Origin of the sequence: Nostoc sp. JL33, from assembly GCF_017114985.1 — a bacterium.
In the GTDB taxonomy this organism is placed as follows: Bacteria; Cyanobacteriota; Cyanobacteriia; order Cyanobacteriales; family Nostocaceae; genus Nostoc.
Map to the genome: position 1 here is coordinate 47,061 of NZ_JABXKP010000064.1, position 15,309 is coordinate 62,369.

General features: G+C 42.7%; 11 protein-coding genes. 3 read left to right on the forward strand and 8 right to left on the reverse strand.

Annotation, left to right across the window (positions count from 1 at the left end; all coding sequences use genetic code 11):
• Positions 1-523: 523 nt before the first annotated feature.
• The gene (locus HWQ23_RS17335) at positions 524-2,143 is read right to left on the reverse strand and encodes an ArnT family glycosyltransferase (RefSeq protein WP_292830329.1); all 1,620 of its coding nucleotides are present in this window, start codon (positions 2,141-2,143) and stop codon (positions 524-526) included.
• A gap of 653 nt (positions 2,144-2,796) precedes the next feature.
• On the opposite strand from HWQ23_RS17335, the gene HWQ23_RS17340 reads away from it, so the two are divergent.
• The gene (locus HWQ23_RS17340) at positions 2,797-3,963 is read left to right on the forward strand and encodes a hypothetical protein (protein ID WP_292830330.1); all 1,167 of its coding nucleotides are present in this window, start codon (positions 2,797-2,799) and stop codon (positions 3,961-3,963) included.
• Between the two features lie 190 nt (positions 3,964-4,153).
• Here the strand turns inward: HWQ23_RS17340 and HWQ23_RS17345 are convergent, their stop codons facing one another.
• From HWQ23_RS17345 to devC, 5 genes are all read right to left on the reverse strand, one after another.
• On the reverse strand, positions 4,154-5,446 hold the full coding sequence (locus tag HWQ23_RS17345) for a recombinase family protein (RefSeq protein WP_292830332.1): 1,293 nt from the start codon (positions 5,444-5,446) through the stop codon (positions 4,154-4,156).
• A gap of 76 nt (positions 5,447-5,522) precedes the next feature.
• Positions 5,523-5,882 carry a VOC family protein gene (locus tag HWQ23_RS17350; protein ID WP_292830334.1) on the reverse strand — a complete coding sequence of 120 codons (360 nt, stop codon included), beginning with the start codon at positions 5,880-5,882 and terminating at the stop codon, positions 5,523-5,525.
• Positions 5,883-6,171: 289 nt separating this feature from the next.
• A complete protein-coding gene (locus HWQ23_RS17355; protein ID WP_292830336.1) occupies positions 6,172-7,701 on the reverse strand; it encodes a YifB family Mg chelatase-like AAA ATPase in 1,530 nt (509 codons plus the stop codon).
• 236 nt (positions 7,702-7,937) lie between these two features.
• The gene (locus tag HWQ23_RS17360; RefSeq protein WP_292830338.1) at positions 7,938-8,636 is read right to left on the reverse strand and encodes a DevA family ABC transporter ATP-binding protein; all 699 of its coding nucleotides are present in this window, start codon (positions 8,634-8,636) and stop codon (positions 7,938-7,940) included.
• Positions 8,637-8,776: 140 nt separating this feature from the next.
• Positions 8,777-9,961: an ABC transporter permease DevC gene (devC, locus tag HWQ23_RS17365; RefSeq protein WP_292830340.1), complete on the reverse strand. Its 1,185-nt coding sequence runs from the start codon at positions 9,959-9,961 to the stop codon at positions 8,777-8,779.
• A gap of 158 nt (positions 9,962-10,119) precedes the next feature.
• On the opposite strand from devC, the gene HWQ23_RS17370 reads away from it, so the two are divergent.
• Positions 10,120-10,737, forward strand: coding sequence for a TetR/AcrR family transcriptional regulator (locus HWQ23_RS17370; protein WP_292830342.1), 618 nt, complete (start codon positions 10,120-10,122; stop codon positions 10,735-10,737).
• 230 nt (positions 10,738-10,967) lie between these two features.
• Here the strand turns inward: HWQ23_RS17370 and infC are convergent, their stop codons facing one another.
• Positions 10,968-11,459 (reverse strand): translation initiation factor IF-3, encoded by a 492-nt coding sequence (gene infC, locus HWQ23_RS17375; protein ID WP_292830779.1) that lies wholly within the window; start codon positions 11,457-11,459, stop codon positions 10,968-10,970.
• A 245-nt stretch (positions 11,460-11,704) separates the two neighbouring features.
• Here infC and HWQ23_RS17380 point away from each other — a divergent pair, with 245 nt between their 5' ends.
• Complete coding sequence (locus HWQ23_RS17380) at positions 11,705-13,048, forward strand: DEAD/DEAH box helicase (protein WP_292830344.1); 1,344 nt, start codon at positions 11,705-11,707, stop codon at positions 13,046-13,048.
• Between the two features lie 344 nt (positions 13,049-13,392).
• Here the strand turns inward: HWQ23_RS17380 and dnaG are convergent, their stop codons facing one another.
• On the reverse strand, positions 13,393-15,309 hold the full coding sequence (gene dnaG, locus HWQ23_RS17385) for a DNA primase (RefSeq protein WP_292830346.1): 1,917 nt from the start codon (positions 15,307-15,309) through the stop codon (positions 13,393-13,395).

A 15,309-nucleotide genomic window follows, 5' to 3' on the forward strand; every position in this document is an offset into this window, starting at 1 on the left:
ATCTAGTTTTAGATTTTCGTTGCAAACAGATGTAGCGAATTGAAGTGGACTTACCAGAGCAAAAAAACTTTATTGAGTTTGCCTCAAACTTGTCTTGAAGTCTTTTTTTGCTTTTACTTTTTTGATTCCTATAAAAACCATAACATACATCTCACTAATTTATTTGCCGATGGTCAAATTATTTTTCTACTCAACAGAACATTATCCTTAGAATCTTTAATAGTCATAAGTTACGCGCTCACAGGTTGCTAGCTAGTGAAATTATTTATCATAGACAATATGTGCAGTTAGATACTTTTGGGTATTTTATAAAAGTATTTAAAACTAATGTTTTACAACGAAAACATAATTTATTATTTTTGCACTCAGAAATTTTTTACAATAATTAGAGGCAGAGCCTCAAAATAGGCATTCCCAGTCGGAGACTGGGAACGAGGTAATGGGAGGTAGCCGAAGATGAGGAAGATGAGGGAGTGGGAGAAAGCAATGCCCAATGCCCTATGCCCAATGCCCCACATTAGATTTACAATCGATTAGTATCTTTTGTAACTAACTTCCAGCCTTCAGCTTGGTCAACTAGCTTCATTGAGTCTAATTGAAGATTATTGAAAGCAGATGCATGAAGTAGAAAGTAGGGTTGGCCATTGTATTGCCAATAATATTGCAGTTCACCAACAGAAGCGGGAATGATGGTGCGATCGCTATAATAATCTAACGAGGGACGATGATAGGGAAAAGATGTGTAAATCTTCCTCGTGGCTGGATTTGCCCGCATGATCATCGCGGCGACTGGTTTAACTGGATAAGCTTCAGATAATTCCCAAACCCAGTAGTTAGATTTCATTAACAGCAGCAGCGAAATATAACTTCCCCAAAACAAAATCTTCAGAAATTGCCCGTCGCCTCGTTCTGCCAAAATAGCTGCTAAGGTCATAGTTAAAGCTACTGATGCAAAAATCAGTTGTAAGTCTGTTTTCGGTGTTGTACCCCAACTGAAATAAATACTACCAGCAGAAGCGACTACTGCAAGTATCGCCAAACCAGCAACCCAAGCACGGGGATAAGATGAGAGTAAAGGCGAATTTTCTGTCTCTGATAATTGGATACCAAAAGCTAAGGCTAAACTAGGGTAAATCGGGAATAAATACCAGGGAACTTTGGTAATCATGAAAGAAATTACCAGCAGATAAACACCACTCCACGCCATTACTAGTTTTGCCCAACTAAGGTTGCGATTCTCCCAGGTTAAGCGGACAGTTTGCGGTAAGAATAATAGCCACGGCCATGTGTATTTGAGAAGTTCAATAACATAGTACCAAGCTGGTTCAGGATTACCCTCTACAAATGAGCTAATTCGGGCTAGTGATGGGTTTGCAAGCCCAATTTCAGCGAAAGTGTAACCATAGTGAATTAGTTGGGCACTATACCAACCAGCTACGGGGAGAATGCCAATTAAGATTGCTATCCACAGATAGTAACAGGTGAGCAGTCGTGGCGTATCCCAAAACAGAAATGCGATCGCGATCGCACCTAATAATACACCTAGCAGTCCTTGAGTTAGGCAAATCAACCCAAAACTAATACCAACACCAAGGCAATAACGTAAATCCCGGCGCGATCGCAACACGCACAACATCATCACCATCAAAAAACTTACCATCGCCCCATCCAACATTGCCAACCGCCCATGACGCACCACGGGTAGCATTGTTAGGTAAATCAAGGCGCTATAAATCGCTGCCCAACGCTGGCGAAATATCTCTCGAGCAATGCAATACAGTAAAGGTACAGATGTCGCTGTTAAAATTGCTCCAGGTAGACGCGTTGTCCACTCATTTTCACCTCCTAAAGAATAAGCCCAAGCAATCAGCAAATGCATCAAAGGCGGCTTGTCATGATATGGTTCACCCCCTAGCGTTGGGTAAAGCCAACGCATTGAACCTGCTGGTGCGTGCCAAATTTCACGAGCAACCTGTGCCACAGTACCTTCATCCCAATCTCGCAGGGGCAATCCTCCCAGATTGATGCTAAACAGTAAAACTGCTGCCAACAGCAACACTATTAGCCATACCCAATCAATCCATTTGCCAACCGTGCGATGCTGTTTTTCCAGATGACTCCAAATAAAGCTTCCTTCTTGCATATTCTCTGGTAATCATTTTACTTGCTGGTTTGATTACATAGAGACATCTAGCGAATCTCCAATGTTGCCACCCAGTAACAACGTATGTTATTAACAATTGCTAGTTTCCAAGATTAACTCAACTTTCTCTAATTGGCGCTATTTTTTGAAAAATTTATCTTACTTAGTTAAAGAACATTCAAGCGGGAAAATGATAAAAATAATACAGCCAATAAATTATTTATTACCTGTTGAGTAGTCCGTAAATGAACTTATATACTATTTTTAATACTACCCTTAGTTTAATTTTTATCTACTTAGTTGCAAGCTAGCTAAATTCCGAAAAATAGGAAATAATTGCTACAAGGTTTTAATGGCGTGCTGAATACTTAAAGGAATTAGTTGTAATCTTTTTGGATAGTAATTACCGACATCCTTTAAATCTTCCGCTTCCTTCCCATCCCGCCTGGGAATAAATTTCCTCTCTTATAGCTTGTATTCCTCTCAAGAGGACTAAATACAAGATTTTAAGCAATATGAGCAAATTTTTGCATTTTAAATTTAATTAAGCGATATTTAATTTAAATATCTGTGTTGTAGAATTTTATAAAAGTCTTTATTAGAATAATAAACAGCTATCAAATTATGGGAGCTTGTCAATGACTTTACCTGTAGTGGTGGATATTACTCTTGGCTTAGTTTTTATTTACTTAATTTTGAGCTTACTAGCTTCTGAAATTCAGGAATTGATCGCCACATTTTTACAATGGAGAGCTAAACATTTAAAAAATTCAATTGAATTACTTGTAGGAGGCGGTAGCGAAAGTGAAGAATCAGATATTACTAAGGCAAGAAATTTAGTACAGAAACTTTATAACGATCCTTTGATTAATACCTTGAATCAACAAGCAAAGGAGAGAGTAGAAAAGCAGTTTCGTGAAACTACTAAAAGTAGTAGCAAAAAAGCACTGGGAGAAAAACAAAGCGCCCCTTCCTATCTTGCTTCTGAAACATTTGCAATTACTTTATTAGATACCTTAAAAATTCCGCAGTTAATTAATTATGTGAAACATCCTAGTGATGAAGTTAAAACCAATTTGCACATGATATTAGCATCTTACAAAGAACTTCAAACAGGTATTAATGCTCCAAATAGTGAAGCATACAAAACCATTCAAACAATTTATGGAGATATTGACCAGAAATTTGTAGATTTTGTTAATCAAGAGTTACCTAATGATGTACCTGATAATTTAATTAATAGTCTTCGTGTGCTTGCTCAACGTAGTAGGATAAAGGTTGGCGACCTCACAGAAGAAATAAATCAGTTTAAAAATGAAGTCGAAACATGGTTTGATCGCTCTATGGATCGAGCCAGTGGTGTTTATAAACGCAATGCCAAAGGAGTTGCGATTATAATTGGTATATCAATTGCCATATTAACCAATACTGATACATTTCACCTGATTAAAAGGCTGTCGCAAGATTCGGTTATCCGCTCTACCATTACTCAAAGTGCAAGTCAACGAACCGATTATATCAAAGACCCAGAAGCCAGAAGGGAAATCGAGAAACTATTAGGAAATGCTTCTGTACCCATTGGATGGCAAAATATCAATCAACAGTTTGAGCTATTAGATACTAGTGAATCGAATCAGGGGAACGTTTTATTAATTAGAAGTTGGCAGGTTTTGAAATTAATTTGCGGTTGGATAGTGAGTGGTTTAGCTATTGCTATGGGTGCGCCTTTTTGGTTTGATATCCTTAATAAAGTTATCAATGTGCGGAATACCGGGCCAAAACCTGCTGCGTATACTAAGGATCAACCATCTCAGAAATAACGTTTATTTGAATCACATCTGTTGTAGAAAATATTGCTCATTTGTGTCAACTTAAGCCCAAATTCCCTTAAAACCTCGTTTCCAGCCTCTTGGAAATGCTAATCATTGTGGCTCTGCCGCGAGTAAGGTAGGCGGAGCCTTAATGAGGAGCATTCCCAGTCGGAGACTGGGAACGAGAAACGAGAATCTTTTAAAAAATAAAAATAACTCGGAGTTTTAATTCTTTATTCTGAAGAGTAATCTCAATTTGCCTGATGAATTCTCGAAAGTAAAATCGTCGCTCTGTTTCCGACAAATCTAACCAAAATTGGGGAATGGAAACAGCTTGAGCAACAGAAGACAAGTTAACTGGGGGAAGAGTCGCCAACTTTGCTTCGAGTGCAGAAATTTCTGTGCGGAGTTTGTAAGCCCTTAACTTTGCTGTTTGGATATCTAAAATTCCAGTTTCAATTAATGCGGGTAACTGAGCAAGTATTTCTTGCTGACGAGCGATCGCTTGCCCTAAACTATTCTTGACTGCATCCAACTGAGGAAAATTCATTCCCGCTACAGCTAAGGGTAAGTCACGGCAAACGGTTTCAATTGTATGTTCTAAAACCTCTTGGTAGGGAATAGCCTTACACTTGGGGCGTTGGGGACAGCTAGTAGAACGTAAATAAAGATACTCCTTATCTTGGTTGCGTTGGGTGACACGGGTAACTGTCATGTGTGACTGACACTCAGCACAGACAACCAAGCCAGCTAAAGAACGCCTAGCACTAGCAGTTCGGGATGGTAAACGGCTGTTACGGCGTAAAAGTCGATCAACTTGGGCTGCTTCTTCTTTAGAAATTATCGGAATATGGGTATTGGAGATAATTTCACCATTTTGGTAAGCTGTATTGCCGCGATAAACTGGATTAGTCAGCCAGCGTCTTCCTGTGGTTACAGAGATTTTTTTGCCGTATTTTTTCGCCAAGTAACGAACTGAACCCCGCAGGGAACCATAGAGTAAAAAGTGTTCAAAAAAATCTTTGACTACTGGTGAAGTACTGCGATCAACAGTATATTTTCCCTTACCTCTGCGATAGCCGTAGGGAACTTTGCCCGGTGGCGGTGCAACCTCAAGACGATTACGGGCGTGTCCTTGACGGATGAGACGACTACGTTGCTGACGTTGGATTGCGTGTAGCAAATTCAGCAAGCCAGCGCCCTGAGGGTAATTTTCGGAAGTGTAGGGTTGTTCTGTGGCAATTATTGCTACTCCCATTACTTCGAGTTGATGAAGGCGATCGCTAATTTCCTCTACAGTATCCCCTAATTCTTCCAACCGACGAATCAAAAGATAATCTGCCCTTTGAGTTTGGCAATCTGTGAATAATTGTTGTAATTGCGTTCGCTTGCCCAAATCTTCATAAACTCCATCCACCTCCCATCCCCAATCGGCTTGATCGGGAGAAGATTCTAGTAGAGGATCAGTGTAAGTGTAGGCAATGATTTTCATTAGTCATTAGTCATTAGTCATTGGGACAAAACAAGGTAAAAGCTTTTTCAATAATTCCCCCTCATCCCCCTCATCCTCACTGCTGACTCAACTCGATAATATTCCCATCAGGATCTTGAGTGAAGAGAGCAGCGCGACCGGAAGCGCTGGCTTGAATAGGATAATTATGATTGAGGAATTGCTGTTTGGCAGCCTCTAAGTCAGTTACTGAGAAGGCGATGTGGGGATTACGTCCCCATTTTTCGTTTGGGTTTTCCGTGGGGACGGTAGATGCAACTATCAAGTGAAGTTGATAATCGCCGACTTGATACCATGCACCAGCGTAGTTTAGGGAACGATCTATTTTGGCTAATCCCAGTACTTTGCCATAAAAGTGTTCCGAGCGTTCTAAGTCAGTTACAAGAATTGCTGTATGGAGACTTTGGGTAATGTGCATTGTTGGTAAGATGCGATCGCCTTTATTTAAATTTTGACGTAGTTTGAATCTTTGGGGGGAGTGAGGGGAGAATAATTAATCACAAATAACAAACTAAAAAATCAGGCTGACTCACCCGCCTAGAACTAAAGTTCTTTGGCTTTCAACTAAACTCTACTGAAGTAGACTAAAGATTTTTGGGTATATTTAGTCATCAACAGAAGACTTTTGCTATTAGCCAAGGAACTGAAGTTCCTTGCGGGACATGACTTTTACGTTAAATTGACACCAATGAGCTTTTTCTGTGCCCCTAGTGCATTCTATCGATTGTGCGATACTGAATCGCTTCCGCTACATGATTGGTTTTTAGCTCATCTTCTCCGGCTAAATCTGCAATAGTCCGCCCTACTTTCAGAACGCGATCGCTTGCTCTTGCCGATAAACCTAATTTTCTAATTGCTACTTCTAATAAATTGCGACTAGGATCATCTAACTTGCACCATTTCTGAAGATGACGACTCTGCATGTGGGCATTACAACGCAGATTTGCTTCTCCTTGGAAACGGGTAATTGCGCGATCGCTTGCTTGTTGAACCCGTTCCCGTACTGATGTTGATGCTTCTCCGGTAGGTTGTTGGGTAATTTCTTCTGGTTTTAAGCGATTCACCGCAACTTGTAAATCAATTCGATCCATCAACGGCCCAGAAAGTTTTGCCCAATATTGCTCACGTTGACGCGTAGAACAAGTACATTGTTGGATGGTATCGCCATAGTAACCGCATGGACAGGGATTGGTACTCGCCACCAAAGTAAACTGCGCGGGAAACGTTACTGATAGTTTGGTGCGGGAAATCGTGACGTAGCCATCTTCTAAAGGTTGACGCAGAAATTCTAAAACATCTCGTTTAAATTCCGTGAGTTCATCCAGAAAAAGTACACCTCTGTGAGATAATGATATTTCTCCAGGACGAGGGAAGCTACCACCACCCACAAGAGAAGGCCCGGATGCTGAGTGGTGGGGGCTGCGAAAAGGGCGATCGCGTACCAACGAACCGCGATTTTTCAATAAACCAGCCACCGAATAGATGCGAGTCACTTCCAAAGATTCGGCAAAACTCAGGGGCGGCAAAATTCCTGGTAAGCGCCGCGCTAACATGGTTTTCCCACTACCAGGCGGCCCGACAAAAATTAAATTATGCCCGCCAGCAGCAGCAATTTCTAAGGCACGACGCGCATGAGCTTGTCCTTTCACATCATGCAAATCTGCACCAGGGTAGGGTGGTGTTACTATCTCCCTTGTGCCATCCATCTGCACAGGTTTGTAACGCCCCGGATTATTTAAAAAATCCACCACATCAGACAGATGTTTGCAGCCATAAACAGCCAAGTCCTCAACCACTGCTGCTTCTTGGGCATTATCAGCAGGGATAACTAAACCTGCAATTCCCATCTTTTGGGCTGCTGCTGCGATCGGCAAGACACCAGCCACCGGACGCAAACTGCCATCCAGAGAGACTTCGCCCAAAAATAGATAATCCCCCAACAAATCAGCGCTAACTTGCTCAGAAGCCGCCAAAATTCCCACACTAATAGGCAAATCGAAACAGGGGCCTTCTTTGCGTAAATCTGCTGGGGTTAAATTGATCACAATTTTACGCATCGGAAAGGCAAAACCGGCATTCTTCAGCGTTGCTTTGACTCTTTCTCTTGATTCTTGAATCGCTGAATCTGGCAGTCCCAAGACAACAATTCCCGGTAATCCCCCTGACACATCGACTTCTACGCCTACTTTGACGGCATCGATGCCCACAATTGATGCACTCCAGACTCTAGCAAGCATTTCTTATATAAGAATAAACCTTTCAAATCTCTAGCAGATCAGTCGGTAGATTGGCATTAGTGAAACTACAGAGACGATTTTCGGCTCAAAATAGTTAAATAGCACTTTCTGGTTATTTTTTTGTGAATAAAACATCTAAACTTGCATCAAGATAATAAACAATGTAAAAATTCTCTGTTGATAAATTCACACCAAGCCTGGGATTACATTTTTGCAACCGTTTGGGGAGAACCAGCCTAACTGGCTGCAACAACAGCACGGTCATTTACTAACTTGCCATCTTCCATGTAGACGATGCGATCGGCAATATCTAGAATGCGGTTGTCATGAGTAACCAAGAGAATAGTACAATCCTGTTCTTTAGCTAGTTTTTGCATGAGGTTGACCACATCTCGTCCCGATTTACTGTCAAGGGCGGCGGTGGGTTCATCTGCTAAAACAATTTTAGGATGACCAACTAAAGCACGAGCGATCGCAACTCTTTGTTTTTGTCCCCCAGATAAATCATCAGGATAATAATTCAGGCGATCGCCTAATCCTACCTCTTCTAACATCTGGGCTGACCGAGTTTTCATTTCTGCCGACGAAATATTATTATGCACTTCCAAGCCCATTCTGACGTTCTGGAGTACTGTCAGGCTACCGTGCAAGTTGTGCGCTTGGAAAATATAACCGTTATTGCGTCGCACCTGGGTAAGTTTTGCTGTATTAGCACCACAAAGTTCTTCTCCCAATATTTGTAAACTGCCAGATTGAGCAGAACGCAAGCCGCCTGATAAGGTGAGAAGTGTTGTTTTACCAGAACCAGAAGGCCCAGTCATAATAATAATTTCGCCGGCGTTAATATCTAGGTTGATATCAAAAAGAACTTGCTTGCGGAGTTGACCATGGCCGAAGTAGTGGTCGAGATTTTTAACAGAGATGACGGGAAACATATTTAGAAGAGTGGGGAGTGGGGAGTGGGGAATGGGGAGTGGGGAGTGGGGAGTGGGGAATGGGGAATGGGGAATAGAAATTGGCGAATTGGTTATTGTCAGTTGTTTTTCCCTACTCCCTACTCCCTACTCCCCATTTTTCAAAACATATCTGCGGGATCGGCGGACTGTAATTTACGAGTGGCGATCGCACTAGAAATTATGCACATAATCATAGTCAGCGTTAATACCGTTAAGGCTCGTGCTACGGTCATGTAAAGTGGTAAATTCGTGGCATTGCGAGTTAGATAGTAAAGTCCTAAAGGTGCGATCGCTCCTGGGATAAAGCCCAAGACTGCTAAAATTATCGCCTCTTCAAATACCACACCCAATAAGTAGAGATTGTTATACCTCATTGCTTTGAAAGTGGCGTATTCTTTCATATGGGAATTCACATCTGTAGAAAGAACTTGATAGACGATAATCACGCCTACCATAAACCCCATTCCTACACCCAGACTGAAGATAAACCCAATCGCTGTATTTTTTTTCCAATAATCTGTTTCAAATTCGATAAATTCTGCTTTGGTCAACACTTTTACATCATTATCTACTAAATGAGATTCTAAAGCTGCTTTCACCTGTTTTGGATCATAGCCTGCTTCTAGTTGAACCAAACCTAAACTGACACTACTTGCTTCTCGCTTGGGAAATAGCCGCAAGAAATTCTGGTCGCTGGTAATCAGATTCCCATCAGCCGCAAAGGAAGCCCCGATTGAAAATAAGCCGCTAATGGTAATTGTCCGGCGGTCAATTTCAGTCGTCACAGGTTTCCCTTGTCCAACTTGGGCGATCGCTTCTTTATAATCTCCTCTGGAGGCGCGATCAAACAGGACGGTATCTGCTAGCTTCACTCCAATTTCTCCCTGTTTTGCTCCCGCTTTTACCTTGTCAACGTTGGATTTGGCAACTTGAACTTGTTTTTGGGCTTCAACCAAACTTGCTTGCAAGCGATCGCGACTATCCATAATTGCAATTACCTGCCCAGCTTTGACGCGATCGCCTTCTTTCACCAATAGTTTTTGAAGCAGACTTCCCTCGGTAGAAGAAGTTGCAGACAGTTTTATCACTTCTCCATTTGGTTCTAAGCGTCCCAATGCTGTGACTGTTTTTACCACTGGTTTAACCGCTACTGGCGCTGCTTGCTTTTCATTAGCGGTAGCCTGATTTAGTACCGTATAAACACTAGCTCCACCTATTGCTAAAGATGCAATTATTGCTAGTGCCGTGGGCGATCGCCAAAGATTTTGAGAAGACTTTAAATCCTCTAATTTCCAGTTTTGCACCGTAGCGTTGACCTTTTCCCATTCACAAATTGAACTAAACTGTTCAGTTCAATTTATGCTAAACTAAACTGAGTAGTTTAGTCAAGAGTAAAAAGTAAAAAATGCTGTAAATGCCGATTAACTGATTAAAATTCTTTATAATAGAGGATAATTAATAAATGGTACGGATTAAAACTGACGAAGTTGCTCGAGATAATTCCGTTGATAAAGTGGAGCAAATTCTGCAAGGGGCAATGCAGGAGTTTCTGCAAAATGGCTATGCTGGTACAAGTATGGATCGGGTAGCAGTAGCAGCAGGTGTTTCTAAAGCGACAGTCTACAGCCACTTTCAAGATAAAGAAGGGCTTTTTAAAGTACTGATCGAGAACTTGGCACATCAGAAGTTTAACTCTCTCCTTGGCACCGAACCTATGGAAGGAGAACCAAAAATCGTACTACGCCAATTCGGAACGAAATTATTAGAACAGATGAATAACGACCAGGAACACTTTGCATTTTGGCGAGTGCTAATTGGGGAATCTGGTCGTTTTCCGGAATTAACTCAGATTTGTGTTCGGGCGATGATTAAACCAACGCTGGAAACGCTCAATCAATACTTGGCTGCTCACCCGGAACTGAATATTACTGACCCAGAGGCAACAGCGAGGATTTTTTTAGGCACATTAGTTGATTTTCATGTGACTCAAGATGTGATGCATGGGAAGGATATTATACCAATGGAAAGCGATCGCTTGATTGATGCTTTGACACATCTAATCACCAATTGCGCCGATTGATTGGCTATATATCGGCGCTTGGCGCTTGTGCAGTCGGAAGGCCAAAATAATCAATAATGATAATTAATAATTCATAATTACAATCATCAGTGGTAGCTCACTACTCTCCACTGTCTTATTGACCACTAAATTTTTGATTTAGTGTGCACTACTGTACAGTGTCTTTAAATTATGAATTATGAATTAGTAATTATTTGGTCAAATACATCCTCCAGCGATCGCTAGATTAACTAGGCAGGAATGACTTGAACAATCAGTGAGCGTTTATCCAACGACTGGATTTTACCTACTTGACTGAGATCGTTTGCAATCCGGTCTAGCAGTTCTCCAGCTTGGTCACGATATTGATGTTCTCGACCTCGTAAACGAATCGCAAACTTCACCGAATCGCCTTTACTCAACCACTGAACTGCTTTCTCAATACGTAAATTGTAATCAGCCACACCCACGTTTAGTCCGAACCGAACTTCCTTTACCGTGGGTCTAGCACTCTGGCTTTGACGTTTTTTCTTTTGATACTGAAGCTTGCCATAGTTGAGAATCTTAGCGATTGGAGCGTCTTTGCCTTCGGAGACTACAACTAAGTCAAGCTCTAAACTTTCCGCTAGCTGTAGGGCCTCCTTGGTGTCGATCAGACCACGATTATTATTCTCATGGTCAATCAAGAAGACGTGAGGTGACTTGATTTGCGAATTAATCAGTTGCTTTTGGATTGCGATAATGAATTTCTCCTAGTTCTTCAACACTTTACTTTGCAAGCAAGTAATGCTAATGCCAATTTAACACAACACTCAATCAGAGCAACTTTAACGACACAATCGATTGCAATCTGTTAGAATGCAAAATTGCGGCACACGCTCTGAGTCTTGGCGCTACTGCCCCGAAACAGCCTTTCAATGATTTTTTATCCGTCCGCCTAAGACTAACGCCACCATTGGCGACAGGCCGATGTTATTTTTGGAGTCTTATGTCTTTTTCTACTCTCGGCTTGTCCAATGAAATTATCCGTGCCGTTACCGAGCGAGGGTACACCGAACCCACGCCAATTCAGATGCAGGCGATCCCTGCTGTATTGTCAGGTAGCGATTTGCTAGCCGGGGCACAAACTGGGACTGGAAAGACCGCTAGTTTTACACTGCCGCTCTTGCATCGGTTGTCGTCCGATAAGAGCATCAAAGGTACGTCTAATGGATACCCGCCGATCCGGGCGCTGATTCTCACCCCGACTCGTGAGCTCGCTGCACAGGTGGAAGAAAGCGTGCGCGAGTACGGCAAGTATTTGAAGCTCAACTCGATGGTGATGTTTGGCGGAGTCGGTATTCATCTGCAAAAACAGCGTTTGAAGGGACGAGTGGATATTCTGGTTGCTACTCCAGGGCGACTGCTAGACCACATACAGCAGGGCACGCTGAAGCTGTCGCATATTGAGGTTTTGGTGTTGGATGAAGCAGATCGAATGCTGGACATGGGCTTTATTCATGATATCCGCCGCATCCTCTCACTCCTGCCCAAACAGCGACAGAATTTGCTATTTTTCGCTACTTTCTCCGACAAAATTAAGACACTCGCCGCCGGACTGCTTAATCACCCGACGATGATTGAGGTGGCACGCCGCAACGTTACCGCCGACACAATAGCACAGAAAGTTTACCAGGTAGACCGTGACAAGAAACGCCAATTGCTTGCTCACCTAATTCGGCGAGATAATTGGTATCAAGTGCTAGTGTTCACTCGCACTAAATATGGCGCTGACCGTTTGGTTAAGCAGTTGGGCGAAGACCGCATTCAAGCACTGGCAATCCACGGTAATAAGAGCCAGCCGACGCGTACCAACGCTCTGGCAAAGTTCAAGAATGGCAGCTTACAGGTACTGGTGGCGACGGACATTGCTGCTAGGGGTCTTGACATCAGCGAACTGCCGCATGTAGTCAACTTCGATCTGCCCAATGTACCGGAGGATTATGTTCATCGCATTGGTCGCACTGGTCGCGCTGGCGCGTCAGGTGAAGCCGTATCGCTGGTGTGCGTCGATGAATACCCCCTATTGACAGATATTGAAAAACTGATCCAGCAGCGCTTGCCAAGGGAAGTGGTCGCTGGTTTTGCGCTCAACCCCGATATTAAGGCAGAAGCAATCCCAAATGGACGGCAACACAGAGCCAAGCCCGAACGTGATAAGCGTCCGGCTCGGACTCCTAAACCTTTACCACAGACATCGGCTAAACGTAAGGTAGCGCCACCGGCCACGAATGGCGATCAGCCTGGTGCTCGTTCGTCGGCACCGCGCCGTTCTGCTAAACGCGATCGCTAATCTTGTTTAGCTGTTCAATAAATTGAGTTTTCATAGGTTCTGGAAAACCCTCCCCTACAAGGCTACGGTGTACACACAAGTTCCAGCCCCTGAGATACCTCACCCTGGTTATGCTACGCAAAACCTGTCCCTCTCCTTGGTAAGGAGAGGGATGTCCGATAGGACAGGGTGAGGTTTTTCTTTTTTTTGGGAAGTATCTAATTAACTGATAAGTAAGTCAACTTAATTAAACATAAAATGCTTTCAGGCTCGTAGTAGCGCTTTAGCGCTAAAGCGCTACTACAAACGTCTTACTTTTTTTAGGTTGAACTACTTACTGTATTGATGTCTAATCAAGAGTTAGGCTACAACAACTCTGTGATCGAAAATAACCGTTGTCGGTCTATTTTTTGAAGCTTAATTTTTTCGGCGTAGAAAGCCTGATAATAAGATTGATACCGCTCTGGTTCAGCTTCTGGATCAGTTTGTTGCCATAATTCCAAAAAGTGGCGATAGCGTTTTTCCAGCATCACTAAATCCATGCAAGCGATCGCAGCTTGAACCACTTGCGGAGTCCGAAGTATTTCTTTCTTCCATTTCTCGTTCAGATGAAACAGATGCGACACTAATCCCAATTCTTCAGACGATTCTAGGTATCTGTTTTGCAAGGTTGATATTAAATCTAGCTGTTCCACTACTGTTTCTAAAATCTGTTGCCATAAAAATCGATGGTGGGAAAGGCTAAATTGCAAATCTCGCTCCTCTAGTTCGTCAATAATCGCTTGACGCTGTTCTGGACAATGCAAGTAAATTCGCAGTAATAAAGCCTCTGCGTTTTCTAAAAGGTTTCGTTCTGTGGGCAGTGGAGAGTCTGAAACTTTGCTACCTCCCCATGCTTTCTTCGCTGATACAGGCTTAGAGTATGTAGCCGCAGGGGGAGCAATTTGAGTTAACAGATTTTCAACTCGTAGGGGTATAAGTCTGGTATCTCCTAAGCTGAGTATTTCTGCACAGAATGAAACGTAATAGTTGCGTGTATCGCTGTTAACTATATTTTTAAGTAATTTGACTAATTGCTGAGTTACTTGCTGAAAATCAGTAGCCTGTCTCAAATCACGGTCTTGAATAATTTGCTGAATCTGCCAGTCTAGCCAAAGTGGGGCATTTTTTAGCAGTTCTCCATAATCTTCTGATGTGTGAGTATACAAGTATTCATCAGCATCTTTACCATCAGGTAAATTGAGAATCTTTAGCTGAACTTCGCCCTTGTATGCTAGTTCGGCAATTTCACCGATCGCACGTTCGGCGGCATTAGTTCCGGCTTTATCAGCATCAAAGTTGAGTACTAATTGTTTCGATTCGGTGTAGCGTAATATTAGCCGCACTTGTTCTAAGCTTAAGGCAGTACCGAGAGAGGCGACAGCATTATTAATACCAGCAGCGTGGAGAGCGATCGCATCAAAATATCCCTCTACCACCAGCGCTTGATCGGCTTGGGAAATCCCACCTTTGGCTTGATCGAGGGCAAATAATGTTTTACCTTTACTAAAAAGTTCGGTTTCTGGTGAATTCAAATATTTAGGTTGCTCATCAGTCAGGGTTCTACCACCAAAGGCAATGACGCGCCCTTGGACATCACGAATGGGAATCATCAAGCGATCGCGAAATACATCATAATAACCGCCTCCTTCACGGCGTGGCTTAATCAATCCCGCTTTTTCCAGTATTTGCGCGGGCAAACGTTTATCTTCCACTAGATAACGATAGAGAGTTTCCCAACCTGCGGGGGCGTAACCTAAACCAAATTGCTGTATAGTTTCTTCTTTGAGTTGGCGGCTAGATTGCAAATATTCAAGTGCCTTTTGCCCTTGTGATTGTCTCAGGGCGTGTTGATAAAACTGGGCGGACGTTGCCAGAACTTCATACAACTGCTCACGCAAAGATAGCTGACGCTGTAATTCTTGGCGTTGTTCGGGTAAGAGTGTTTGTACAGGTACTTGGTAACGCCGTGCTAAATCCAGCACCACATCAGCAAAAGAACGCTTTCCCAACTCCATGACAAACTTAATCGAATTTCCCCCAGCTTGACAGCCGAAGCAATAGTACATTTGCTTGGTTTGGCTGACGGTGAAGCTAGGAGATTTCTCATCATGGAAAGGACATAAACCGACAAAATCCTTTCCACGTTTGCGTAAAACTACGTATTCCGAGACGACATCTACAATATCAGCCCGTAGTTTAACTTCCTCAATTGTATCTGGGTGCAAGCGGGGGATTTGCAT